At 62.4% G+C, this 23,342-nt stretch carries 20 protein-coding genes; 7 read left to right on the forward strand and 13 right to left on the reverse strand.

The genetic code is table 11. From position 1 onward, the window contains the following. Nucleotides 1-238: 238 nt before the first annotated feature. Nucleotides 239-1,675, reverse strand: a complete 1,437-nt coding sequence (locus VF629_RS04565; RefSeq protein ID WP_331057270.1) for a DUF5723 family protein — start codon at nt 1,673-1,675, stop codon at nt 239-241. A 180-nt stretch (nt 1,676-1,855) separates the two neighbouring features. On the opposite strand from VF629_RS04565, the gene meaB reads away from it, so the two are divergent. From meaB to VF629_RS04580, 3 genes are all read left to right on the forward strand, one after another. Next, nucleotides 1,856-2,860 (forward strand): methylmalonyl Co-A mutase-associated GTPase MeaB, encoded by a 1,005-nt coding sequence (meaB, locus tag VF629_RS04570; RefSeq protein ID WP_331057271.1) that lies wholly within the window; start codon nt 1,856-1,858, stop codon nt 2,858-2,860. A gap of 166 nt (nt 2,861-3,026) precedes the next feature. After that, a complete protein-coding gene (locus VF629_RS04575; RefSeq protein ID WP_331057272.1) occupies nt 3,027-3,383 on the forward strand; it encodes a hypothetical protein in 357 nt (118 codons plus the stop codon). Between the two features lie 269 nt (nt 3,384-3,652). Continuing rightward, nucleotides 3,653-4,714, forward strand: coding sequence for a hypothetical protein (locus VF629_RS04580; protein WP_331057273.1), 1,062 nt, complete (start codon nt 3,653-3,655; stop codon nt 4,712-4,714). Between the two features lie 96 nt (nt 4,715-4,810). On the opposite strand, the gene VF629_RS04585 is transcribed toward VF629_RS04580, so the two are convergent. The 3 genes from VF629_RS04585 to VF629_RS04595 form a co-directional block, all read right to left on the reverse strand. Then, on the reverse strand, nt 4,811-5,284 hold the full coding sequence (locus VF629_RS04585; protein WP_331057274.1) for a hypothetical protein: 474 nt from the start codon (nt 5,282-5,284) through the stop codon (nt 4,811-4,813). Between the two features lie 415 nt (nt 5,285-5,699). Then, nucleotides 5,700-6,323 (reverse strand): LEA type 2 family protein, encoded by a 624-nt coding sequence (locus VF629_RS04590; RefSeq protein ID WP_331057275.1) that lies wholly within the window; start codon nt 6,321-6,323, stop codon nt 5,700-5,702. Nucleotides 6,324-6,546: 223 nt separating this feature from the next. Beyond that, nucleotides 6,547-7,455, reverse strand: coding sequence for an LEA type 2 family protein (locus VF629_RS04595; protein WP_331057276.1), 909 nt, complete (start codon nt 7,453-7,455; stop codon nt 6,547-6,549). A gap of 286 nt (nt 7,456-7,741) precedes the next feature. On the opposite strand from VF629_RS04595, the gene VF629_RS04600 reads away from it, so the two are divergent. Next, on the forward strand, nt 7,742-8,290 hold the full coding sequence (locus tag VF629_RS04600) for a GNAT family protein (protein WP_331057277.1): 549 nt from the start codon (nt 7,742-7,744) through the stop codon (nt 8,288-8,290). A gap of 34 nt (nt 8,291-8,324) precedes the next feature. Here VF629_RS04600 and VF629_RS04605 read toward each other — a convergent pair whose 3' ends face one another. The 3 genes from VF629_RS04605 to VF629_RS04615 all read right to left on the reverse strand — a co-directional run bounded on the left by VF629_RS04605 (nt 8,325) and on the right by VF629_RS04615 (nt 14,521). Further along, complete coding sequence (locus tag VF629_RS04605) at nt 8,325-10,913, reverse strand: DUF5916 domain-containing protein (protein WP_331057278.1); 2,589 nt, start codon at nt 10,911-10,913, stop codon at nt 8,325-8,327. A 175-nt stretch (nt 10,914-11,088) separates the two neighbouring features. Further along, nucleotides 11,089-14,109, reverse strand: a complete 3,021-nt coding sequence (locus tag VF629_RS04610; protein WP_331057279.1) for a M56 family metallopeptidase — start codon at nt 14,107-14,109, stop codon at nt 11,089-11,091. Continuing rightward, the gene (locus VF629_RS04615; protein ID WP_331057280.1) at nt 14,096-14,521 is read right to left on the reverse strand and encodes a BlaI/MecI/CopY family transcriptional regulator; all 426 of its coding nucleotides are present in this window, start codon (nt 14,519-14,521) and stop codon (nt 14,096-14,098) included. The genes VF629_RS04610 and VF629_RS04615 overlap by 14 nt, the downstream gene beginning before the upstream one ends. Before the next feature lie 154 nt (nt 14,522-14,675). Here VF629_RS04615 and VF629_RS04620 point away from each other — a divergent pair, with 154 nt between their 5' ends. Next, nucleotides 14,676-15,365, forward strand: coding sequence for a hypothetical protein (locus VF629_RS04620; RefSeq protein WP_331057281.1), 690 nt, complete (start codon nt 14,676-14,678; stop codon nt 15,363-15,365). On the opposite strand, the gene folB is transcribed toward VF629_RS04620, so the two are convergent. The 3 genes from folB to VF629_RS04635 all read right to left on the reverse strand — a co-directional run bounded on the left by folB (nt 15,362) and on the right by VF629_RS04635 (nt 17,972). Next, a complete protein-coding gene (gene folB / locus VF629_RS04625; RefSeq protein WP_331057282.1) occupies nt 15,362-15,739 on the reverse strand; it encodes a dihydroneopterin aldolase in 378 nt (125 codons plus the stop codon). The two genes, VF629_RS04620 and folB, sit on opposite strands and share 4 nt — an antisense overlap. A gap of 167 nt (nt 15,740-15,906) precedes the next feature. Continuing rightward, nucleotides 15,907-16,956 carry a DivIVA domain-containing protein gene (locus tag VF629_RS04630; protein ID WP_331057283.1) on the reverse strand — a complete coding sequence of 350 codons (1,050 nt, stop codon included), beginning with the start codon at nt 16,954-16,956 and terminating at the stop codon, nt 15,907-15,909. 89 nt (nt 16,957-17,045) lie between these two features. After that, nucleotides 17,046-17,972 carry a WD40 repeat domain-containing protein gene (locus VF629_RS04635; protein WP_331057284.1) on the reverse strand — a complete coding sequence of 309 codons (927 nt, stop codon included), beginning with the start codon at nt 17,970-17,972 and terminating at the stop codon, nt 17,046-17,048. Between the two features lie 239 nt (nt 17,973-18,211). Between VF629_RS04635 and VF629_RS04640 the strand changes: the two genes are divergently transcribed. Continuing rightward, complete coding sequence (locus VF629_RS04640) at nt 18,212-18,865, forward strand: 4'-phosphopantetheinyl transferase family protein (RefSeq protein ID WP_331057285.1); 654 nt, start codon at nt 18,212-18,214, stop codon at nt 18,863-18,865. A gap of 33 nt (nt 18,866-18,898) precedes the next feature. Next, nucleotides 18,899-19,480 carry a redoxin domain-containing protein gene (locus VF629_RS04645; protein WP_331057286.1) on the forward strand — a complete coding sequence of 194 codons (582 nt, stop codon included), beginning with the start codon at nt 18,899-18,901 and terminating at the stop codon, nt 19,478-19,480. 85 nt (nt 19,481-19,565) lie between these two features. Here the strand turns inward: VF629_RS04645 and VF629_RS04650 are convergent, their stop codons facing one another. From VF629_RS04650 to VF629_RS04660, 3 genes are all read right to left on the reverse strand, one after another. Then, a complete protein-coding gene (locus VF629_RS04650) occupies nt 19,566-20,399 on the reverse strand; it encodes a transglutaminase-like domain-containing protein (RefSeq protein WP_331057287.1) in 834 nt (277 codons plus the stop codon). Between the two features lie 173 nt (nt 20,400-20,572). Beyond that, complete coding sequence (gene poxB / locus VF629_RS04655; RefSeq protein ID WP_331057288.1) at nt 20,573-22,300, reverse strand: ubiquinone-dependent pyruvate dehydrogenase; 1,728 nt, start codon at nt 22,298-22,300, stop codon at nt 20,573-20,575. A 172-nt stretch (nt 22,301-22,472) separates the two neighbouring features. Next, complete coding sequence (locus VF629_RS04660; RefSeq protein WP_331057289.1) at nt 22,473-23,267, reverse strand: DUF2490 domain-containing protein; 795 nt, start codon at nt 23,265-23,267, stop codon at nt 22,473-22,475. Nucleotides 23,268-23,342: the final 75 nt, after the last annotated feature.

A 23,342-nucleotide genomic window follows, 5' to 3' on the forward strand; every position in this document is an offset into this window, starting at 1 on the left:
CGTCATGCTGAGCATTCCGCGCATCAAGCGGCGACGAAGCATCTCGCGTGTGGTAGTAATCCAATCGTAAGGCTGGGAAAAAACCGCGCCTGCTTGTAGTACGCCCACTCACGTGGGGTAGTAATTCAACCGTAAGAAAAGAACTAGTTAAAGCACGCGAGATGCTTCGTCGCCGCTTGATGCGCGGAATGCTCAGCATGACGTTCTTCATTCCTCATTCCTCATTAAGCCGCAGGCGTCACTTATCTCCCCCAATCTTGAACCGTAGGAAGCCCGCTGCAATGGAATAATGAGGCGACTTATCGCTGAAATACCCCAGCACATCGCGCGAACTCACGCCCGCTTCCCACACCGACGACACCAGCGTAATGCCCAGGGGCAGGTTGGTGCCGTAGCCGGCGCCGCCGCTCAGGCCGCTGCTGAGGCGCACCCAGTTCACGGGTTTGAAATCGACTCCCAGGCCCACAAACGGGGCCGTGAGGTTGCCGGCCACCTTGTTCAGCGGCAACGTCACGTCGAGGCCGGCTTCAAACAGGCTGCTGACCCGGACGCCCCCGCCCAGGCGCACTTTGCCGGGCAGGGCGGCCTTGCGCTCCCGAGCGGCCTCGTAGGTGAACAGGGACTGCCCGTTGGTGTCGAATTGCTTCGCGATTTCGTCAACAAAATTGTACGTATCCACCCCTTGCGAGGTCGTTTGCTGCAGGCGTTGGTCGTTGGCCGTCACCACGTTGCCCGTCCATTTCATGCTGCCGAGGTCGGTAACGGAAGCGCCCAGCCGGACGAGTTTGCCCACTTCGAGCGCCACGCCCAGGTCGAAGCCGTGGCCCTGCCCCACGGAATTGAACAGCCCCGAGTCGTTGATGCTGTTGAAATTGGGGTTGTTGGCCAAGGCACCGTAATTCACGTCGAACACCGGGGCCAGCGCCGAAAAGGCGTACAGGCTCCCGCCATCGGCCCGCACGTCGGCAATGCCCAGGCCCTGAATGTAGCGGTAGCCCGCGCCCACCGACACCTTCACGCCGGGCTTGTCCAGCACATTCACCCCGTAGGAAATATTGTACTCGCTGGTGGCCGCCAGCTGAATGGAAGTGCCGTCGAGCACCGTGGACACCAAAGGCGCGTTGGGGTTGGTGGGGGTGGGCTGGCCCGAGGTGTTGGGCGCGGGGTAGTACTGCTTCATCACCGCGGCGTTTTGCCCGTTCACAATGATGTCGGCGGCGTTGGGGTTCAGGCCCACGTGGGCAGCCATGCGCACGCGGTTGCTGAAAGCGAGGCCGCCGAGGCCGTTGGGCAGGGCAATGGCCAGCCCCAAGGAAGTAGCGTCAAGGTTGAGGTTGAGCACGTTGTCGCCCGACAAGGCGCTCACCAGCTCGCTGCGCTGGGCTTGGTTGAGGGGCTCGTCGAAATCATTCAACATGCGCTCAAACAAGGACTTGCTCAGCGTTTGGGAGGCCAGGCCGGCCCCAAACTCACCGACCGTGAAGGACACGGTGGGCTCGCCCGGCCGCCCCAGGTTGGCGGGGTTGATGCCCACGGCCTGGTAGCCCTGGGCGAACGTGTTGATGACGCCGCCCCGGCCAGTGGCCGAAAAGTTGCTCAAATCGTTTTGGGCGTGTACGGCAGCGGGCAAAGCCAAAAGCGCGGCCAGCGGCAAGGCGCGAAGAAGAGGTTTCATTACAGAAAAAAGGGTGGCGGGTTTAGCTTGCAGACGGATTGAGCCTCTTGACCGTCATGCAGAGCGCAGCGAAGCATCTTGCCCGCCACCGCTAAGTAGTTGAAGCACGCGAGATGCTTCGCTGCGCTCTGCACGACCGTTCTGAATCAAGCCGCAAGCTAACGCCTGCCAGTCAATATTTTGCCTCCCAAACGTCTCTCCGTCGCCGAATACGCCACCGGCATCCTGGGCGGCTCCCGCACGGTGCTGGGCCGCGCTATCACGCTGGTCGAAAGCACCCTGCCTGCCGACCAGGCCCTGGCCCAGCAGGTGCTGCAAGCCGTGCTGCCCCACACCGGGCGCAGCTTGCGGGTGGGCATCACGGGCGTGCCCGGCGTGGGCAAAAGCACGTTTATTGAAGCCCTGGGGCGGTATTTGGTTGAAAGCTTGGGCAAGAAGCTGGCCGTGCTGGCCGTAGACCCCAGCAGCCAGCGCGGCGGCGGCAGCATTCTGGGCGACAAAACCCGCATGCCGTGGCTATCGGCGCACCCGGCGGCCTTCATCCGGCCCTCGCCTTCGGCGGGCAGCCTGGGCGGCGTGGCCCGCGCTTCCCGCGAGGCCCTGCTGCTGTGCGAAGCGGCTGGCCACGACGTCATTTTTGTGGAAACCGTGGGCGTGGGCCAGTCCGAAACCGCCGTGCACGGCATGGTCGACTTTTTCCTGCTGCTGCTGCTGGCCGGCGCCGGCGACGAGCTGCAGGGCCTGAAACGCGGCATCATGGAAATGGCCGACGCCCTGTGCATCACCAAGGCCGACCAGGGCAACGAGCAGGCCGCCCGCCGGGCCCGCGTCGATTACCAGAGCGCCTTGCACCTGTTTCCGCCCGCGCCGTCTGGCCAAACGCAGCCGGTGCTGCTCACCTCGGCGGTGAGTGGCGCGGGGCTGCAGGAAGTGTGGGACGTCATCGAGCGCTACGCCGCCGCTACGCAGCAAAGCGGCTACTTCCCGCGCCGGCGGCAGGAGCAGCAACTCCAATGGCTGCACCAAAGCATCGCGCAGGCGCTGGAAAGCCGGTTTTATGCCAACGCCGACGTGCAGGCGCAATTGCCGGCCGTGCAAGCAGCCGTGGCGGCAGGCCAGCTCACGCCTTTTGCGGCGGCAGAGTCCCTGCTGAGCCTGGGCGGGACGGCTGCGGCACCGCGCTAGGCGGCCCACTGACTGGTGGGCTGGCGCGGCCCGCTCGCAGCCGGCAATGCCGGCTGCGAGCTGCTGGCTATGTGCCCCGGTGGCAGGCCATTTTATTCAACTAATTGACTGTCATATTTAAATTGAGGGTTTAGGCATTGCATGTGATTTATACTATATTCACTACATGACCGATTCTGATACCACCAATCTGCCGGGGACGCCTTTGCTACCAGCGGCCGCTCCCACGGCCGAAACCCGCTCCCAGGCCGATTTTGTGAATGCTTGGCAGACGGGGCTGCTGCCGCTGATGACCAAAACCCTGGCCGGCCTGGCCCTCGTGTTTTTTCTGGGAAGCTTCGTTCAGCTGTATTACCTGTATGGGCGCATCAACGAAGTGCCCGTGGCGGACTTGCAGCCCGCTTTTCATCGCCTCGATTCGTTGGGCACCGCGGGCTCGGCCCTCACCAGCCAAGACCTGATTGCGGCCAGCCGCTGGCAAACGCTGGCCACGCTGGAAAGCCTGGCGGTGGAGCGGCGCTAGGCCCCGCTACGGTGTAGCGGCACCGCACTCGGCCCAATTTCGAACCGGGTACAGGTTTCCCGCCCGGCTACGGCGCAGCGGCCGGGCCAACGCGCGTTTTTTGCTCCGGGTAATAATCAGCTGGTTGGGAACAGTAGCGCGCATTACGTATCAATTATAAAAGCTTAACAATAAACATATTAACTACTGAATCGTAAAAATTGCAGCTGTGCTATTGCGGCAAAATCCTTTCTCCGGCTGCGGCTATCACCTTTTTATTCTTTACGATTATGGCCACGATTATCAGTACCCAGTCTCCGTCTTTTGGAACGGCTACCTCGCCCGATGCGAACTACTCGCTGTCGGCTCAAACTGCGGGCGGCGTGCCCGTGGTGAAACGCATTTCGTGGGGAGCCATTTTTGCCGGCGCCTTATTGGCGCTGGTCATTCAGCTGGCCCTGAGCTTGCTGGGTTTGGGCGTGGGCCTGGGCACCATCGACCCCATGGAAGAACAGGACCCGTTGAGCGGAGTGGGCATTGGCGCCATCATTTGGTGGGTGGTGAGTTCGCTGATTTCGCTGTATTTGGGTGCCTCCGTGGCCAGCCGCCTGGCCGGCATCCCCCGCCCCACCGACGGCGTCCTGCACGGCCTGCTGACCTGGGCGGTGGTGACGCTGCTTACTTTTTACTTGCTGAGCACCGCCGTGGGCCGCATCATTGGCGGGGTGACGGGCGTGGCCGGACGGGCTCTATCGGGCGTGGGCCGGGGCGTGGCCGCCGCCGCCCCGGCTGCGGGCGACGCCATCAAGGACGAACTGCAGGAGCGCGGCCTGGACGTGAACGACCTGAAGCAGCAAGCGCGCCTGCTGCTGCGCCAAACCGGGAAGCCGGAGCTGAGCCCCGAAAACCTGGAGCGAGAAGCTCGCTCCGCCGGCCGCGAAGCCAAAGCCGAAGCCGGCCAGAGCGCGGCCAACCCCCAGGCCGCCGACGACAACTTCGACGACGTGATTGACCGCCTCACCAGCCGCGCCGAAAACATTGGCAACGCCGCCGACCGCGACGCGGCCGTGAACGTGGTGATGCAGCGCACCGGCAAAGGCCGCGCCGAGTCGGAGCAGATAGTCGACAACTGGATTAGCTCGGCCCAGCAAGCCCGCGCCCGCTTCGACACCGCCAAAGCCCAGGCCGCTGACAAAGCCCGCGTCGCCGGCGACCGAGCCGCCGAAGGCCTCTCCAAAACGGCCCTGCTGGCCGCACTGGCGCTGGGCTTGGGCGCGGCCATTTCAGCCTTTGGGGGCCGCCAGGGCGTGCCCCACAATGTGGCCGTGGCCGGCACCCCGGCAGCGGCGTAATGCCCCAACCACCAGTTGGAACAAACAAAAACGCCCGGTCTATGGCCGGGCGTTTTTGTTTGCATAAGCATACGAAACCAAAAGGCGCGGGCTTGGTCAGAGGCCCGCACTGGCCACCACGTTATCGGTGTGGCGGGTGGTGAGCTCGCGCACGGCAAGGCTCTTGCCCTGCTTTTGCTGCCGCACGTCCACGGTATAGCGGTAGCGGTCGGGGCCCACCTGCAGCACCACGGCATAACGGCCGGCGGGCAGCTTGTCAAACTTCATCAGGGTGCCATAGGCGGGCTCGCGGTGGGTTTCGTTGAGTATCCAGCTGCCGTTGTTGAGCTGCACCACCCGCAGTTGAGCCGCTTGCTGAGTGGGGTTGTTGATGCGAATGCGCAGGCTCAGGTCGTTGGCCTGGGTTACGCGCACAGGTTCAGCTGGCGGCGTTTGGGCCGAGGCACTGAAGGCGGTGCCTACCAGCGCCACAAGGCCCAGGCCGGTGGTTTTGAAAGCCGCTGCAAAGCGGTTGGCAGTACCTGATTGAGACTCGGCATGGGGCGTGGAGGGACGGAACAAGGTTTTCATGATTGCAGAAAAAAAGGGGTTGGATAATGAAAAATGCTTCCTGGTGAATGGTGAAAACGGCTGAATTGTCCGGTTTTGAATCAACCACTACCAAGTGTATAAGCACTGTTTCCAACGCCATGCCATTTTTTTAATTAACTGCAAATCAATCAGTTGAATTACAACCCCAATGCTTCGACTCCTAAAAAATTGTCCGTTGGCGTACAGGTGTCCATTTCTGACCGTTTGCACCAACGTTGTGGTGGCGGTGTCATTTAGGCACCTCTGCGCGCCTGGTCCGGAAAGTCCAAAGCCAGTTGGCCCCGACCGGTGGTGCGAGGGATACGCACCACCGGTCGGGGCCGGGGCGGCAAGCTGCCATGGTGGCTGCGCTTGCCGATGACGCCAGGGCAGGCAGCCCAAACGCGCACTCCCGCTAACGTGCCCGAAACTCCTGACCCGCCAAAACGTAACCGCCGGGCAAAGAAATGCGCCCGCTGTTGGTACTAAACGTGGGCTTCACGCGCACGGCGATGCGCTCGCGGTTGGCCAAGCCGGAGGCCAGGGTGAGCATGGCGGCCTCCGACCGCTCGGCTTCGGTGGAGCGGAGCGTGGTTTCAATGGTGAGCGGAATGGCGGAGGTGCCGCCGTTGGCGCGTACCTCCAAACGGTTGGCGATGCGGCCAGCCGCAATCTGCTTGCCGTCGAGCAGGGCGATGTACTCCATCTCGTTCAGGGTGGCGTCCTCGTCGTTTGGGTTGCGCACCTCCAGTTTGACGCGCAGAAGCAAGGGCAGCTTGCCCGTGGCATAGGCGGCGCCGATGACGGCCTGCTGCGGCGCGGTGAGGTCAGAAGACTGGCGCACCTGGGATACGTCGATGCCGGCCAGGGAAGCCTGGTCTACCGCCGCCAAGCGAATTTCAAAGCCTTGGAGCGGGCGTGCGCGCTGCACTTGCTCGCTTACTCCGCAGCTGCCCACCACCAGGCCAAACAACAAACAGGCACTGGCCCGCAAAAAACGGCCGCGACCTATGGAATTGGTATAAAAGAAGTGATTCATGCAATAATAGGGAAACAAAACACAAAGTAACTCCCTCATACTACTGCTGCCCAAAAGAGTTGTTCGCCACGCCCAGGCAATGCCCCATACGAGCAGGCGCAAAGCCGATTCGCCGCCGGCCGCGGGCTGATACCTTAAAAACGGCAGGACGATTTTTCGCGGATAAGCACTTGTCTGCCTGTTGTTTGCTAACGGGCGCGCACCCAGCCGTTGGGCTTTTGGCTTATTCTTTTTTAGCCGCCTTCACGGCTTCCTTCAGGTCCTTCACCGTACCGCTGCTGTTGAAATTCATGGTGGCGTCTTTAGCATCCGCACCGCCCGCGGCCACGGTGGCCGTGCCGGTGAGCTTGTAATCGGTTTTTTCGGCTTTGAACAAGGACTTGAACAGCACCTTGGGCATGGCCTTGGGCTCGAATTTCACGCGGATGGGCATGATTTCAGTGCCCTTCTTCTTGAAGGTCACGTCCTTGGTTTCCTGGCCTTTCACGTCGAGGTCGTCTTCTACCTGAAAGCGGTAGTTCACCTGTTTGAGGGTGAAGGGGATGGACTCGTAGTTGATGACGCGCAGCTTCACCGTGGCTTCGCCCTTTTTCAAGCCCAGTTTGGTTACGTCCACGTCGGCCACCTCAATTTTGGGCAGCTTCGGGATGTAGACGCGCTTACTTACCTCCACGGGTATTTCCTTGGGGCCCACGGCCGGCAGGTCGGCGTAGAGCACGGTGCGCATTTTCACGGTCACGCAGTCTTGCTGGGCCGTTTTGGCCTTGCGCTTGAGGTTGGCCAGGTTGAGCGTGAGGGGCAGTTGAAGGCGGTTGTTGGCGTTTTTTTTCACCACCAGGGGCTGGTCTTTGCGGCCTTGGGCCAGGCGGGCGCCGTCCACGAAGGTTTCGTAGCGCAGGCTGTCAATCTTCAGGGTCACGGGCGCGTTGTTGGTCATCTGGACCACCATCTGGCCCTGAATTTTTTCGCGCGTGATGTTGCTGATGTTCAAGCTAGCCTGGCCCATGGTGGGCAGCAGGTCCTTGCCTTTGTTGGTAGTAAAATACAGCACGCCGCCGCCCACCAGCAGCAAAGCGAGGAGTATCAGCAGGCCCGTGCGCACGGGGTGCCCTTTGCCAGAAGAAGAAGCCATCGGTTCGGTAGAGCTAAGAAAAAAAGCCTAAGCTCAACCATTCATACAGTTGAGCTTCAATAATTCATCCTTATCACTACGTCAAATTGAAATGCTCTTGTTATGGCCGAGCTCGGGCCAGAAGCCGGAAATAGCAGGCCTTGTGCACGGCGTAGTTGCGCAAAACCCGCACCTTAGCCGCGCGAAAAGCGCAGCTTAAAAATCTTTGCCTTTAGGCTGCAAGGCGCCGCCGCTTCGTCCGTCATTCCATCAAGAATCAGCCACTTTTCCGCCTTTGCCTCGCCTCATGTTTACCGCCCTCCACTCCGATTCCATTACCCTGCACCTCATCAACGAGGACAACTTGCCGGAGATATTCGCCCAGTTTCAGGGATTCCCCGACTCGAAAGAGATGCTGGACGAGCTGTTTCGCAGCTACCTGCCGCGCTACGAGCAAGGGCGCCGCACCAATTTCGGCTTTTACTCCTTCCTGGGCGACGAGCTGGCCGGCATGACCCTGCTTACGGTGGACAGTTGGGAGGAAAGCGCGGCCTCCACCGGGGCCGACGTTTTCCGGCACATGCGCGGGCGGGGCGTCACGCCGCGCAGCAAGCCACACCTTTTTTACCTGGCCTTCGAGCTGCTGGGCCTGAACCGCGTGGCCACCGGCCACCGGGTGTCCAACGTGGCGTCGCAACGCTCCATCGCCAAGACGCCGGGCTTTGAGTTCGAAGGCATCATGCGCGAGTCGGGCGTGAACGAGCAGGGCGAGTTCGAAGACGAGCTGCTGTACGCCATTCTGCGGCGCGACTGGCTGACGCTCTACGACAAGTCGCGGGTGACGGTGCTGCACTAGCCCGAGGCAGTGGGCAACGCCGGCCGTGCTTGCCCTACGCGCGGCGGGGCCGCAGGGCTAGGTAGTCGAGGTAGTACAACACCTTCACCGACACGTTGTTGTTGTGCGGCGTGTTGAGCGTGTTGCTCAAGTTATCGAAGTAGAGCGGCGTGGCGGCATTGGCTTCCAAGAAGGTCGAGCTAGCGTTTTTCCAGACGATGCTGACCTGCGAGCCGGGCGCAAACCACCACGAGTACACGGCGTCCACGTTGAAGGCGTTGAAGGTGTTGTCGCGGTTGCGCTGGTAGCCGGGCTCCGGGGTTTCCACGCCGTCGGGGCGCAGGCGCGTGAAGTCGCGGTAGTGCACGTTGCTCACGTAGTGCCGCAGCCGCACGTCCAGCGACATGCGGTTGGTGAAGGTGAAGGTGGTCGTGGCGGTGTTGGTGACGGTGGTCACGTTGCGGCGCCCCATGAGCACGTCGTTGCCGAAGACGCGCAGCAGCGCGGCATCCTCCGCAATACGGCCGTTGAGGCCGCCCGCGTAGCCAATTTGGTTGTAGCGCCACTCCCCGCCCACCGAGTACACGAAGCTGAGCTGGTTGCTGGCCCGGTAGCGCGGCGAGAGCGTGAGGGCCACGGTGTAACGGTCGGTGCGGTTGCCGTCGGGCGCATAGAAGCGGGCGCCGTAGTTGATGTCGTAGGCGGCTTTCTTGCGGTAGTCGGACGACAAAAACCCGTTCAGGGCAAAATTGGCGGGCTTGATGAGGTAGTACTCGCCCAGCGGGACGCGGCGCGGGTCGAAGTAGTCGCGGGAGAGCGGGCTGGCGTCGAAGTTGATGCCCGTGCTCAGGAAGTTTTTGGTGAACGTGGTGTTGCCGCTGGCGTAAAACGTGACGTGTTGGAAGCGGCTGGGCTGCTCCAGCAGCACGTAGCTCACGCTGGCGCGGGTGCGCAGGTTGTTCACCTTCCAAAACGGCTTGTAAATGTTGTAGTTGGCGTGCAGCGACTGCGAGACGTTGTTGTTGCTGAACAGCAGGCCCAGGTCGTTGGGGTTGTAGGAGTGCGACTCGATGCCGTGGTCGGCGCCCCAGGTGAAGTTGCCGCTGATTTTGTTGAAGCTCAGCAAATACTTGTACCCGTCACGGTCCGAAACTTCCTGCTCGTTGCCGAAGGCGGTGCCGCGGCGGTTGGAGTACACCAAGCTGCCATTCAGGGCGTAAGAGTTCTTCTGGTTGGCGAAGCGAAACAGGCCGCCGGTCACGTTGGCGTCGTAAGTGGTGCCAGCGCGCGTCACGTTGGTGTTGACGAGCGAGACGTAGGAGTTGTTTTTCAGGCTCTGGTCGAGCACCACGATGCTGTAGTTGGCAAACGGCTGCGTGAGCACGTTGCGCCGGGCCCCGGAGGCGCTGTCTTGCACCGTGGCAAACACGTCGTTGCTCACGGCATTGAACACGCCGATGCCCAGGCCGCTTTTCGTGCGCCCCGATACTTTGGTGGCGTTCAGCAGGCGCGTGATGCCGGGGTTCTGCACCACAAATTCGCCGCTTTGCCGCTGCCCGTCGGGGCCGCGCGTGCCCCGGCGCAGCTGCCCGCCCACCGCGCCGAAGCCGATGGGCTGCGCCCCCACCCGGCGCGAATAGAACAAGTTGCCCTTGTTGAACAGCTCCGTGCCCTCGGTGAAAAACTGGCGGTTTTCGGCAAACTGCACTTCAAAGGGCGTCAAGTTGAGCACTTGGTTGTCGCTTATCACCTGGCCGAAGTCGGGCACCAGGGTCGCGTCTAGCGTAAAGCTTTCGTTGATGCCCCACTTCACGTCGGCCCCGCCGTTGAAGCTGGTGCTCGCATTCTGTTTGCCCTGCTCCCGATAGGGAAAGTGGTTGGCGTAGGCGCTCACGTAGGGCGTGAGCGAGAGGCGCAGCGGCGGCTTGAGGTCCTTCAGGCCGGAGAGCTCGCCCCATTGGTTCACAAAGCCCGACACCTGCGGCTTCACCTCGTTCCAGAAAAACTTTTGCCGGGTGGCCCGGCGTTGGCGGCCAAAGTTCAGCCCCCACACCTGGTTGGCGGCTTTACTGAAGCGAATGGCGGAATAGGGAATGCGCATTTCGGCCACCCAGTCGGTGCCGCGCAGCACGGTGCGCGAGTCCCACACGGCGTTCCAGTTGCCGTCCTCGCCGGTGGCCGGCGAGTTGCGCAAGTCCACCTGCACCCCGCCCGACGTCACAATGAATTCGTAGGCGTTCAGGTGGTCGTTGTAGGTGTCAAAAAACACCCCAAACCAGTCGGAGTTGCCGATGTGGTCGCGGGCACTGAGCTCGCGCAGAATGGAGTCCGGGGCCACGTCGTGCATCACGGCCCCCACGTAAATGGCCGCGTCGTCGTAGAGCACGCGCACTTCGGTGGGGTGCTTTTCGGGGCGCCCCGGCGTGGGCTCGTACTCGTAGAACTGCGAGGCCAGGGGTGCCGTTTGCCACACGGCTTCGTCCAGTTCCCCGTCGAGCTTAACCGGGGTGCTGATGCGCACTGCTTGCAGTTGGCGTTTGGGGGCGAGCTTGGCCGCATCGGCGGGCGCTGCCACGGGCGTTTGTTGCCCCCGGGCCACCCCACCCATTATTACCAACCAACACAGCAGTAGAATACATCGCATAAATAACACCCAGATATTGTTGACTCCGCCGGGCAGGCCAACAGATGCACGCAAAGGTCCGACGGTTGCGTCGGGCAATCAAATGCGCTTGATAAAATCAGCTGGTTTAAAAGCAAGAACGGCCGGCCTCCTCGCGGAAGCCGGCCGTTCACTTCATCCCGGTACTCTTTTGCAGTTAGTCATCCAGAGAAATGTTCATGTTCAGGGATTGCCCCGAGGTGGTGTGGCCCATCAGCTTGCGGTACTTGGCCGCCAACTCATCCGATTGAACTTTACCGTTCACCTTCAGGCCCGAGTCGTTGAGCTGGATTTGAAAGTTGCGGTCGTTGGCACCCATCAGGCCGTCTTTGCGCAGCTCATCGCGCAGGGCCCGCGTGTCGATGCTGGGCTTGGGGGCACGTGGCGGCGCGGGCGGCGCAGGGGCGTCAAAGCTCCGGGGTGCGGGCGGCGCGGGAGCGTCAAACCCCCTGGGGGCCGGCGGCGCCGATGGGGCACGCGGGGGCTTAGGCGGCCGGGGCATGTCGCTCTCGTTGCCGTCGAAATACAGGTTGGAATTGGAGGTACTGTTGCGGTTTATCGTCCACGAACCCGTGGCGCTCATTTTGCGGTCCATGGTGCTTTCGTACAGCTTCAGGTACTTCTGATGAACCGCCGCCGGCTGGGTTTTGCCGTCTACCACCAGGCTGGTGGCGCTTAGCTTAATCTGGTAGTTGCTCCTGTCTTTCAACAGGCCGTCTTTCACCAATTCATTCATGATGGCTTCGGTCTGCTTGCGGTCCCGCTCGGCGCGTTCGCGGTCGCGCTCAGCCCGCTCCCGGTCACGCTCAGCCCGCTCCCGGTCACGCTCGACCTGGGAACGGTCGCGCTCAGGTTGGGCGCGGTCCAGGCCGACTTGGCGCCGGTCGCGGTCCAGTTGGGTCCGGTCTTGCTCCAGTTCCCGCAGTTCCCGCTGCGACTCGCGGATGCGCTCCTGTATTTCCTCGCGGCGGGCTTGGACTTCGTTTATCCGCTCGCGGTTAACCTCTACAACTTGGTCGTCTAGTTCATCGACAATAAGCCTGTTAGGCTCTGCGCCGTTCAGGCGCAGTCTCGACGACGACGAGGCGTTGTCCAGCTTCTTGAGTTGCGCTTGCACTTCCTTCAGGCGCTGGTTGAGGCGCTTGCGCTGGTCGGGGCTCAGGTTTTTCACGGAGCTGGCTTCGCGCAAAGCGCGCTCTGCGGTGCGCAGGGCCTCACGCTGCGAGCGAACGGAGGTGGTGGGGTCCGGGAAGATTGCGCCGGGCCCGTCGGCACGTTGGTAGATAGTCCCAGGGCTCAATTTGTAGAGCGGGGTCAATCGGTTCAATTTAGTAGTACCCTGGCCGAACTGCCGGTTGAGCCGCTCAAAGTCATGGTTGCGAAACTCGAATTTGTAGGGCGTCAACCGTTGAAAACCCCGCTCGAACGTCACGGCATTGTCCTTGTCGCTTCGGTAAACAAAGCCCTGAACATCGGCCCCGTTATGAGGCAGCACCCGGATGATTTCCACTTGCTGGTCGTTGCCCTTCTTGTCCTTGATTTTGCGCTTCTCTTCTTCCGTTTCCACGCGCTGGCCATTCACCACTAGGTCCGTCAAGCGACCTTTTTTGTCTTTGGTGATGACCACAGTGCCCGGGTTGCCGCGGAACTCATCGGCCCGGCGGCCGTCAATGATAACGCGGCTGCTCCGCGGCCGGCTCACGCGGGCCCGATTCTTCCGACCGCGCACAATGATGGTGTCGGCGGCACCAGTGGCTTCGGCTTCCGCAGTGGCGGCGTCCAGTGCTCCAAGAGCCGGCTCCTCCCCCAATGCTGCCACTGCCTCCGGAGCCAACACAGGCGCCTGAGCATCAACTCCAAGGACCGCAGCAAGCGCCGCAGCGTCCGTCGGTGTGCCGGCCTTCCGTTTGCTGGTATCGGTCACGGCGAGCTCCTGGCTGGCGCTCCCCTCGCCCTGCCAGGCAAAAGCCGCCGTTTTGTCGGTTGTGCTGGGCTGAGCCAGCGGGCCAGCCCAAGACACGCTACCGCCCAACAGCCCCAGCCCCCCCAGTACCAGCGCCCCAGCCATCAGGCCTTCGGCCAGCGTGGGAGCCGCCGGACGGCGCTGCACCAACCGGCGGACCCGGTCCAGCAACGCCCCGCGGCTACCAATTGCAGCCAGAGCCAGGCGTGGAGCGGCCGACACCACCGCGCTCTGGCTCCATTCGGCCAGGGCCGTAAGGGCGCGGGCCAGGCGCAGCGCATCGCCGCCCACTAACGCCGTGGCGGCGTCGTCGCAGCAGTTTTCGCGCTCGGTGCGTACGCAGTTGGCCACAAACCACACGGCGGGATGATAAAAAAACAGGGCTTCGGCCACCGTCTGCAACAGATTAACGAGGTAGTCGCGGCGCAGCACGTGGGCCAGCTCGTGGGCCAAAATGGCCTCCAAGTAAGCCGGCGGCAGCCCAGCCACCGCGCCCAGTGGCAGCAGAATCACCGGTCGCACGTGGCCCACCACCAGCGGCACCTGCACCAGAGCCGACTCCAGCAGCGCCACCGGCCGCCGCACGCCGCTGCGCGCCGCCAGGGCCGCAAAGCGGGCTTGCCACGCCTCGCCCAATGGCCGTACGCGGTAGCGCCGCAGCCGCTGCACATACAGCAGGCCGCCCAGCAGCCGCAGGCTCATGGCCAGTAGGCCCAGCAGCCACGCCACCACCAGCAGCGGCAAGTGCTTGTCGAAATAGCGCAGGCTCGTGGCCAGCCAGTTGGGCGCAGCGGGCTGGAAGGTAGCAGCGCTTGGGCTGCTGGCCACGTCCGTGTCGGTTTGCAATGGCGTTTTGGCGTAGGCTAGCACTGCTGGCGCGGCGGCCGTGCCCTCGGCTTCGCTGGCCGGGGTGCTATCAAGCTGCCAAGTCGGGGCCGTCTGCACGGACTTCGTGGCTTCCGAACGCAACGGAGCGGGGGCCTCTCTCCTGCCGGCGGTGAAATAGATGCCGAAGGTGATGCCGGCCAGCGCTACCACCATGCCCAGCGCACCCGCCGAGGCCACATAGCGCACTTCGGCCCGCTGCCGACGCAGCAGCAGCAACGCCCCCGCCAGCACGGCGGCCACCAGCGCGCCCTGCCACAGCGAATGCAGCAGCGTCCAACCCAAAGCCCGCGTCAGCGCAGGCGAAAACAAATTCTCAAGCGCGGTCATCGTCGTCGGGATTAGCGGTGGAGTTTTGAATTTCAATGTCGTTGAGCAAGCGGCGGATTTGGGCCAGCTCGTCGGCCGAGGTTTGGCGGCTACCCAGGGCCTGCATCACCAGCTTCATGGCCGAACCGCCGAAGGTGGCGTCCACGAACTTGTCGAGGAGCAGGCCTTGGGTCTCCTGTTCGCGCACAGCGGCTCGGTACACGTGGCTGCGGTCGGCATCGTCGCGCCGCACCAAGCCTTTCTCCAGCATAAGCTGCAAAATCTTGAGCGTGGTGGTGTAGCCAACTTCCGTTTGGCGGCGCTGGCTGAGGTGGTCGTTGATGGCCCGCACCGTGGCGGGCCCGTGCTGCCAGAGCACATGCAGGATTTCCAATTCGGAATCCGTAGGTTTGGGGGGCGGTGCTTTGCTCATGTTGAAAGATACGAAGCAGCTACGAATTATTTCGTAGTACGACCCAAAGGTGTTACGAATCACTTCGTAGTTGCAAGCGCTTACTACGAAACAATTCGTATATCTCACTAATATTCTGATTTGCAGTGAATTATTTTTGCTTGAATAATTCAATATGCTCGAACCTGCGTCTGCCCCGAGCTTTAGTGACCCACTCGACGACTTTCGCCGAGCGTACTTCGGGCCTTACGACCACTACCTGGGCTGGCACGACGGCTACGACGCCGACTTCGGCGTCCTCGACCGCCTGACGCGTCCGCATCGCCTCGAAGCAGAAGCCGAGCTGTGCGAAGCCCTACGCACCCAGCGTGCCGACCCGCGGGCGGTGCTGGGGCTGGAGCACCTGCGCAGCCGGGCTGGCTTGCCCGTGCTCCACGATAGCCTGCTGCGTTTCGGCATCTACGCCCTGGGTGCCATTGCCAGCATCGACCCAACGGCCCTCGATGCCGACCGTGTGTTGGCCCATTTGTCCAACCGCAAGCTTACCGAGGAACAACTCTATAGTTTGGCCATTGGCCTGGGAACCTACTTTACTCCTAGCCAACTGGGCCCAAGGGTACCGGCGCAGTTGCTAGAATTGATGGCCGACCGCCGCTATTTAGTGCGCAATCACGCCTTGGGCGCCCTTCGCAAGCTCTACAGATTGCCGGACCCCAAGGCTGGCAACGGCACCATCATCACCCGGGCTGACATCCGCAGCGATGAAATTTTTGGATTAATCAGCACCGACGGGCGAACAGATGATTTTCGCCGGGCCCAAGACATGCTTCGAGCTCAAATTGAGGCCTTCGATACCGGTAGCTAAGCTTGTTTATCAGCCTCCTTGCGCCGCCGGGCTAGCGTGACGCGCGCGCGCTGGCAAATGCCGCCCAGCGGCGGGTTGAACTTGCTGACACTGATTTTCACCTTGCGCACGTGTGGCAATTCCGCCATGATGCGGTCGAGCACGCGGTGGGCCACGTGTTCCAGCAGGCGCGCCGGCGCCCGCATTTCCTCCGCCACCAGCCGGTACAGGATTTCGTAGTTCACCGTTTGGTGCAGTTTGTCCGACTCCCCCGCGGCCAGCAGATTGGTGGTGATGTACAGGTCAACGCCGTACTTATTCCCAATCTTTTGCTCTTCGTCGTAGTATCCGTGGAAGGCAAAAAACTCCAATCCTTCAAGTGCAATCTGGCCCATTCGTGCGGTGGTGTGGTGGTGGAGTTGCGGAATAGCAACTGCATCCCGCGGCAAAGGTCGCTGGATAAAAAAGAAAGCCCGTCCAATAGAACGGGCTTCGAGGTAAACTGGACGTCACGCGAATGTCAACTACCTGAGCAGATTGCTCCGCGCAGCTTGTCCGCAGGCTAGATTTCGTCGAAGAAGGATTTTTCTGCCACGGCCGCTTCGGCGGGCGCAGCGGCTGCGGCCATGCCGGGGTGCGTCATGGGCGAAGGCTGAGTGATTTCGGGGCGGTCGGGGCCAATGGGGCGAATTTCTGGCTCGGTGGGGTCCACGCGGGGTGCGCCGGGATGAGGCACCTCGGAGGGCTCGGCTGGGTCAACGTGCGGCGCGGGCGAAATGCCGGGGTTCTCGGCGGGGCCGCCGGGCCGCTCAATGTCGGGGCTGGGCGTGGTGTACGGGTCAGGCTGCTGGCCGGGCTTGGGGTTATAGCCGGTGGTTTCGGCGGCGCGCTCCAACTGCTCTTCGGAGCGGCTGCGGGCACCCGGCGCGAAAGAAGCGGGGGTGGCGGCGGCCACGGCAGCGGCGGACGAAACGGCGGGGGCAGAGGTGACTTGCATGGCGGGAGCGGGCTCAGGGATGGGTTCGGCGGCCGGTTCTTTCGGGCGCTCTACCTGTACGCGGGCCGCCCTCGAAAGGATGGCCGCCGTGCCGCCTTTGGGCCGGTTGCGTGCTTTTTCCACTTTATCAAGGGCATCCGAAGCCAAATGGTGCAGGTCGCGCACCAGGCCGTCGAGCTGCTGCTCCAGGCGCTGGCACTCCTGACCCAGGCCCGTTACTTCGCGCTGCATGTCGGCCACGGTCTTCTCGGCTTGCTGATAGGCCTCGTCTACCACGGTGCGGGCGCGCTGGCGGGCATCGCCCAAGATGCGCTCGGCTTGCAATTGGGCTTCGCGCACGCGCAGGCCGGCGTCGCGCTGGGCTTGCTCGGTGATGCTGTTGCCGGTGTCCTCGGCGGTTTTCAGGGTGCGGTAGAGGCTGCTTTCCACTTCGCGCATCTTCTGCACGTCCTGCTGGGCGTGTTCCAGCTTGAGGCGCAGCTCCCGGTTTTCGTCGCCCAGCCGCTCCCACTGTTGCGAAATGGTGTTCAGAAACGCTTGTACTTCTTCTCTGTCGACGCCGCGAAAAGATTTTTCAAACGTTTTCTGGCGGATATCGAGGGCAGTGATTTTCATTTTTGGTTGTCAGTTGTCAGTTGCTCGTTGTTAGCCGTCAGTTGCTCGCCGTCAGAACGTCCTAACAACTGACAACGAGCAACTGACAACTAAACGCCTACCTGCCATACGGCAAGGCTGCGGTCGTCGCTACACGAAACTAGCCGGTTTTCGGTGCCCGGCCAAACCAGCCGGTTCACCGAAGTGCCGTGCCCCGCCGACCGGGCACGGTCGAGCACGCGCAACAGCGTCATGGTGGCGGCATCCCACAACTTAATGCTTTTATCGAGGCTACACGAGGCCAAATAGCGGCCATCGGAGCTAAAGGCCAACTGGTTGATGGTGTACATGTGCGCCGGCACGGTGCCGGCCAGCGCATAGCCCGCGGCCACGTCCCAGGTACGGATTTGCGCATCGCGACCCGCAGTCAACAGCTGAGCACCATCGAGCGAGTAGGTCACTGAAAACACAGAATTGGTGCTCTCTCCGAGCATAAAGCGCGTTTCCAATGAATCCAAATCCAGAATTCTGGTCAGCATATCCGAACTGCCCACCGCCAATTCGCCGCGGCCTTCGTGCAAGGCCAGTGTGCGCAGGCTTTTGGTGGCCAGGCGCAGGAGTTTTTCGAGTCGGAAGTCGGGCACGGTCAGCACGGCCAGCGTGCCGTCGCCCAAGCCCACGTACAGCCGCTGCCTGCTTGCCGAAAACACCATTTCGAAGATGGCCACCGGCGGCAAAGCTGTGGCGTGGGCCAGCGTCCGTTGCGCCAAGTCGATGGCCTGAATGCCTTGAAAATTGTGCCCCAGCACCAGCAAATTCAACTCCGGCAGGTGGCGCAGGGCATACACGGAGTTTTGGACGCGGGCCAGCAGCTCGCCGTCGCGGCCGGGCTCGGCGGCGTCCCAGCCCACCACCATGCCGTCGGCGCTGCCCGAATAAATCGTGGACCCGGTGCCGCCCGTGAGGGCATACACCGCGTCGCGGTGGCCGGCCAGGGTAGCTATTTTGGTAACGGGTGGGCGGAAAATTTCGGACATACGGGCGGCGCAAAGGTAGCTTCGCGCTCAATGGTTAGTGATTAGCGGTTAGTGGTAAATGGTGGATAGGTAGTGGTCGATGGTAAATGATTCGAAGCGGCCCTGTGGGACACCTGCTGCCGGAAACCCACCTTACACCCCACGCAAGCTCGGCTCAGAACTCATTAAGCACTCACCATTAACCGTTAACCATTAAAGAAGTGCCGCTCCATTCTCTTCAGCGCCTCTCCCCTACCGCCGTGCTTGGGCTCTGGCACCTCACCGAGACGCCCGCCGAGCTCTGGCCCGCCCTGCCCCAGCCCGAGGCCTACCGCGCGCTGCTGCCCGCCACGGCCGATGCCGCTCGCCAGGCCCAATGGCTGGCCGGCCGGGTGCTGATTCATGTCTTGGCTGAGGATGCGTCCTATGCGCCTCACAGTTTGGTGGTGCAGAACGAATCCTCGGGGCGGCCGTGGCTGGCCGGCGCGGCCGAAGGCGTGACGGTTTCGCTGTCGCACTCCGGGGCGTGGGTGGCGGCGGTGCTGGCCCACGGCGGCCGGGCGGGCGTCGACGTAGAGATGATTCGCGACAAGGCACAACGCCTGGCCAGTAAATTCCTGGCTCCCGATGAATGGGCCCACGCTCAGGCCGTGACGCTCGCGGCGCCGGCCGGTTCCAGCGCCCATTATACCCTGCTGTGGAGCGCGAAGGAAGCCCTGTATAAGCTGGCGGCTCAGCGCGGCATCATTTTCAAGCAGCAGCTTTTACTGCACTCCTTTGCCCCGCACGAATCCGGCGAAATCCCCGCTACGTTGGTTTTGAGCGGCGTGCAGACGCGGCATTGCATTTGCTATTCTCGGCCGGCACCCGGCTACGTTCTCACTTATTGCCACGAACCCGCCGCTCAACTTTAGGCGCCCTATCCAACTTTGTCTTACCTTCCCGACATGTCCTTTCGCCGAATTTCTATCCTTACTGCTGTTGCCTTATTGGCCGTGACGCTCGCCGTGGGCGTGGCCCGTGCCCAAGCTGGCGGCACCGTGGCCGACTTCACCCTCAAAACCGCCGCCAACACCGAAGTATCGCTAAAAAGCTACGCCAACAACAAAGCCGTCGTGGTGGTATTCCTCAACCCGTCGTGCGCGTTTTCGCGCCTCTACCAGGAGCGGCTGGCCTCGCTCAGCAACACGTACCGGGCCAAGGGCGTGGAGTTCCTCTTCATCAACGTGCCCATCAACCTCGACGCCCCCGGCACCGCCGCACCGGGCGAAGTGGAATTGCCCACCTTCACCGAGACCGGCCAGCAAGTGAGCAACCTGCTCGGCGTGAGCAAAACCGCCGAAGCCGTGGTGCTGGTGCCGACGGCCGGGGGCTTCGCCATCCGCTACCGCGGCGCCATCGACGACAACCCCCAGGTGCCCGGCAACGTGCAGCAGCCCTACTTGAGGCAGGTGCTCGACAACACGCTGGCGGGCCGCCCGGCCGGCGTGGCCGACAAACGCGCCGCCGGCTGTTTGATTAAGCGGTAGAACAAGTACCCCGAATTTCCAATTCGGCCCGTCAGAACGTCATCGTTCACGCGGGCCGAATTGGAAATTCGGGGTACTTGTTCTGCTACTCCAGAATGCTCAGCAGCACGGCGACTTCGGTTGCTTTCACGGGCTCCTGCAGCTTTTCGAAGCTCATTTGCAGGTTGCGCAGGGCGCGGCGCACGATGTCGATGTGCGAGCAGGGCTCGAAGAAAATGGGGTTCGAAGTGATGTTGAGCTGGCTCACGTAGTGCTCGATGTCGGTGCGCGAGAGCACGAGGCCGCGGTTGTAGCAGTTGATGTAGAACGGCTCGGCGCCCGGCAGCTCGGGGCGGAAGGTGAGCACGAACAAGTTGGGCAAATTCACCCCAAACACCGGCAAATTGAGGCGCTGGGCCACCAGCAGGTAAATTACGCAGAGCGTGAGGGGGTTGCCACGCTTGGTCTCAATCACGCGCTGCAGCATGGAGTTGGCCGGCGAGTGGAAGTGCTGGGTGTTGGCCGCAAACTTGTGCACCCGGAACATGATGTAGTTCAGGGTTTGCACTTGGTCGGCGGGGTGCATTTCGGGCCGCAGGGCCGTCCAGGCCTCGAAGCGCAGCTGCTCGATGGCCCGGTTCAGGGCCTGGAAGTCGGCGTCGGGATACTGGTAGGTGTTGAGCAGCCACATGCCCTCCAGTAGGTCGGTGCCGCCGGCTTCGCGCCACACTTTCAAGCGCTGCTGCAAGCCCTCAAACTGCAGGTGGTGAATCAAATCCTCGAGCCGCTGTTGCTGCTGGCTGTCGAGCGTCTCCTCCCACGACTCTTCCAGGAAAGGAATGATGCTTTCGCCCAGGTTTTGAATTTTGTCCTGAATCTCGGGCGCAACTTCGGGGTCGTCGAGGAGCGAGATGAGGGCTTTGATTTCTTTGTTGGTCATGGAATGCGAAACGGCCACCGGTGGGGTTGCAGGGTCAAAATTAACACGCGACAGGGCCTTTTGAGTTTCTGTAGCGCAGTAGTAGCGCGGACTTTGTAGTCCGCGTCCCCGCACCGTGTGGGTGTCGTTCGGGTATCTGCCGGGACGCGGACTACTAAAGTCCGCGCTACTGCCTACCGAAACAAGTTCGTTTTGGCCAGCTCCAGCAGCTCGCTGCCCCGGCCGTTCATCAGGGCTTTCGCCGCATACAGGCCAAAGCCGGCCGCTTGGCTGGGGGCCACGCTCGGCGGCATGCTCAGCTCCTGGCGCTTCACCACGGCATCGACCAGCGCCGGGCCGTCGTGGGCCAGCGCCTCGCGCAACACGCTTTCGAGGTCGCCGGGGTCCTGCACTCGGAAACCACGCAGTCCCGCGGCCTGGGCCACGGCTCCAAAATCGGGGTTGTCGAGCTCGGTGCCGTATTCCAGCAGGCCCGCGGCTTTCATCTCCAATTCCACAAAGCCCAGGGCCGAATTGTTGAACACGATAATTTTAACCGGCACTTTGTGCTGCCGAATGGTGAGTAGCTCACTCAGCAGCATGGCCACGCCGCCGTCGCCGCACAGGGCCACCACTTGCCGGCCGGGCTGGGCCAGGGCCGCTCCGTAGGCCTGCGACACGGCGTTGGCCATGCTGCCGTGCACGAAAGAGCCGATGAGCCGCCGCTTGCCGTTCATGGTGAGGTAGCGGGCGGCCCAAATGGTGGGCGTGCCCACGTCGCAGGTAAAAATGGCGTCCTCGCTTGCCAGCTCATCAATGAGGCGCGCCACGTGCTGGGGGTGCAGGCTGGTGTCGCCGGCCTCGCCCGTGGCCAGCTCGGCTAGCTCGGCTTCGTCGGCGCGGTGGCGTTCCTGGGCGGCTTCCAGATGTGAAAAATCGTTGCGGGGCGAGAGCAGGGGCAGCAACGCCCGCAGCGTTTCGGCCACGTCTCCCACCAGGCCAATGTCGACGCGGGTGCGGCGGCCGATGTGGTCGGGGCGGGTGTCGACCTGCACGATGCGGGCGTCGTCGGGGTAGAATTGGCGGTAGGGAAAGTCGGTGCCCAGCATGAGCACGGCGTCGGCGTCGAGCAGGGCGTGGTAGCCAGCGGGCATGCCCAGCAAGCCGGTCAGGCCCACGTCGTAGGGGTTGTTGGGCTGGATGTATTCTTTGCCGCGCAACGCGTGCACGATGGGCGCGTGCAGGGCCGCGGCCGTTTGCAGCAGCTCGGCGTGGGCTCCGGCACAGCCAATGCCGGCCAGAATGGTCACTTTGTCGCCGGCGTTCAGCAGTTCCGCAGCTTGCCGAATGTCGGCTTGCGACGGGTGGATGGTGCTGCGCCGCCCCAAAGTGGGCAGCCGGACTTCGGGCGCCTCGGTTTTGAGGTGGCCCACGTCGCCGGGAATTATCACCACGGCCACGCCTTGCAGGCCCAGGGCTGCCGTCACGGCCCGCTCAATGGTGCGCACGGCTTGCTCGGGCACGGAAATCATCTCGCAGAAATGGCTGCATTCCTGAAAAATGCGCTCGGGATGGGTTTCCTGGAAATAGCCGGTCCCGATTTCGGGATTTGGAATTTGGGCGGCCAGGGCCAGCACTGGCACGCGGCTGCGGTGGCAGTCGAACAAGCCGTTGAGCAGGTGCGTATTGCCGGGCCCGCAGGAGCCGGCGCACACCGCGAGGTCGCCCGTCACGTAGGCGTCGGCGCCGGCGGCAAAAGCGCCGCCCTCCTCGTGGCGCACGCCGACGAATTCGATGCCTTCGCGCGTGCGAATGGTGTTGGTGATGTCGTTCAGGGAGTCGCCAACCACTCCAAATATGCGCTTCACGCCTGCGGCCTGCAGGGTGTCGACTATGATTTCGGCAACGGATTTGTGAGCCATGATTTTCAGGATAATACCATGAGCTCTACGCAAAAAGCAAAGGCCCGGCAGTTTTTACCGGGCCTTTTTTACGGGCCGCTGAGGCCTCCATTTCGTTGACGCTAGTGCCCCTGTGCCTTGCGCGGCGCCACCCTGGCGCTTGCATTGCCGCCGACCACAGGCCCGTGCCCAGCTAGTCCTGCTGCGAGGGCAACGCCTCCGACGGCTTGTCCGACTTGTGGGGCGTGAGCCGGTATATCACCGTCAGCACCATGTTGTTCTTCACGAGGGTGCTGCGGGGCGTGTACTGCCCGCCCACCAACGAGGGCTGGTTGTAGTTGGCCTGGCGGACCCACCCGGCCTGCACCGAAAAGTGACTGTTGGCCTGGTACCCCAGGCCCCCGTAAATGCGGTTGCGCTCGAACACGGGGCCTTTGGGGTTGAAAAATACCTCGTCGTAAGCCGACAGGAACAAGGTGCCGGCTTTGATGGTCTTGTGGTTCAGCGGCAGAAAGGCGTTCAGCCGGTAGCGCAGCCGCTGGCGAAACTCCGTGCTGTCGTCCCGAAACGTAAACCAGCGCTGCTCCACCCGGTAGCGGTGCTCAATTTTGAGGCGGCTGGACTGGTGCACGAACACCAGCTGCTGCCACAGGCGTTTTTCGACGCTCAGCGGGCCCGCCGACATTTCCTGGTAATCCGAGGTGCTGTAACGCCCGCCGGCCAGCATCACCGTAAAATCGGGGGTGATGCTGTAGCTAACGCCTCCTTTCAGCTCGTTGTAAAAGAATTGCTGCAACAGCCTTTGCGACCGGGCCTGCACTTCGGCGTAGCCGCCCCACTTGTGCTCCGGGCTGCCCGGAAGCACCACCGTGGCAATGGTCCAGGTGCCCCAGGGCTCGGTGGTACGGGCTTGGGCTTGGGCCCGCGCCGGCACGGCCGAACACCCCAGCAAAATAATCAGCAACAGCGTCCAAACGACGTTTTTCATGAACATCTCAGCCTACTAGCATTGATAAAAGGCCGTGTACGTAAAGTTACCGTAACATGAAGGCCGGTGGGCGGG

The sequence above is a fragment of the Hymenobacter sp. genome, from assembly GCF_036388155.1.
Lineage (GTDB): Bacteria > Bacteroidota > Bacteroidia > Cytophagales > Hymenobacteraceae > Hymenobacter.

Coding starts and splice junctions, on each gene's coding strand:
- VF629_RS04565 (WP_331057270.1), bottom strand. CDS start 1,675: ATGAAACCTCTTCTTCGCGCCTTGCCGCTGGCCGCGCTTTTGGCTTTG.
- VF629_RS04575 (WP_331057272.1), top strand. CDS start 3,027: ATGACCGATTCTGATACCACCAATCTGCCGGGGACGCCTTTGCTACCA.
- VF629_RS04580 (WP_331057273.1), top strand. CDS start 3,653: ATGGCCACGATTATCAGTACCCAGTCTCCGTCTTTTGGAACGGCTACC.
- VF629_RS04585 (WP_331057274.1), bottom strand. CDS start 5,284: ATGAAAACCTTGTTCCGTCCCTCCACGCCCCATGCCGAGTCTCAATCA.
- VF629_RS04590 (WP_331057275.1), bottom strand. CDS start 6,323: ATGAATCACTTCTTTTATACCAATTCCATAGGTCGCGGCCGTTTTTTG.
- VF629_RS04595 (WP_331057276.1), bottom strand. CDS start 7,455: ATGGCTTCTTCTTCTGGCAAAGGGCACCCCGTGCGCACGGGCCTGCTG.
- VF629_RS04600 (WP_331057277.1), top strand. CDS start 7,742: ATGTTTACCGCCCTCCACTCCGATTCCATTACCCTGCACCTCATCAAC.
- VF629_RS04605 (WP_331057278.1), bottom strand. CDS start 10,913: ATGCGATGTATTCTACTGCTGTGTTGGTTGGTAATAATGGGTGGGGTG.
- VF629_RS04610 (WP_331057279.1), bottom strand. CDS start 14,109: ATGACCGCGCTTGAGAATTTGTTTTCGCCTGCGCTGACGCGGGCTTTG.
- VF629_RS04615 (WP_331057280.1), bottom strand. CDS start 14,521: ATGAGCAAAGCACCGCCCCCCAAACCTACGGATTCCGAATTGGAAATC.
- VF629_RS04620 (WP_331057281.1), top strand. CDS start 14,676: ATGCTCGAACCTGCGTCTGCCCCGAGCTTTAGTGACCCACTCGACGAC.
- folB (WP_331057282.1), bottom strand. CDS start 15,739: ATGGGCCAGATTGCACTTGAAGGATTGGAGTTTTTTGCCTTCCACGGA.
- VF629_RS04630 (WP_331057283.1), bottom strand. CDS start 16,956: ATGAAAATCACTGCCCTCGATATCCGCCAGAAAACGTTTGAAAAATCT.
- VF629_RS04635 (WP_331057284.1), bottom strand. CDS start 17,972: ATGTCCGAAATTTTCCGCCCACCCGTTACCAAAATAGCTACCCTGGCC.
- VF629_RS04645 (WP_331057286.1), top strand. CDS start 18,899: ATGTCCTTTCGCCGAATTTCTATCCTTACTGCTGTTGCCTTATTGGCC.
- VF629_RS04650 (WP_331057287.1), bottom strand. CDS start 20,399: ATGACCAACAAAGAAATCAAAGCCCTCATCTCGCTCCTCGACGACCCC.
- poxB (WP_331057288.1), bottom strand. CDS start 22,300: ATGGCTCACAAATCCGTTGCCGAAATCATAGTCGACACCCTGCAGGCC.
- VF629_RS04660 (WP_331057289.1), bottom strand. CDS start 23,267: ATGAAAAACGTCGTTTGGACGCTGTTGCTGATTATTTTGCTGGGGTGT.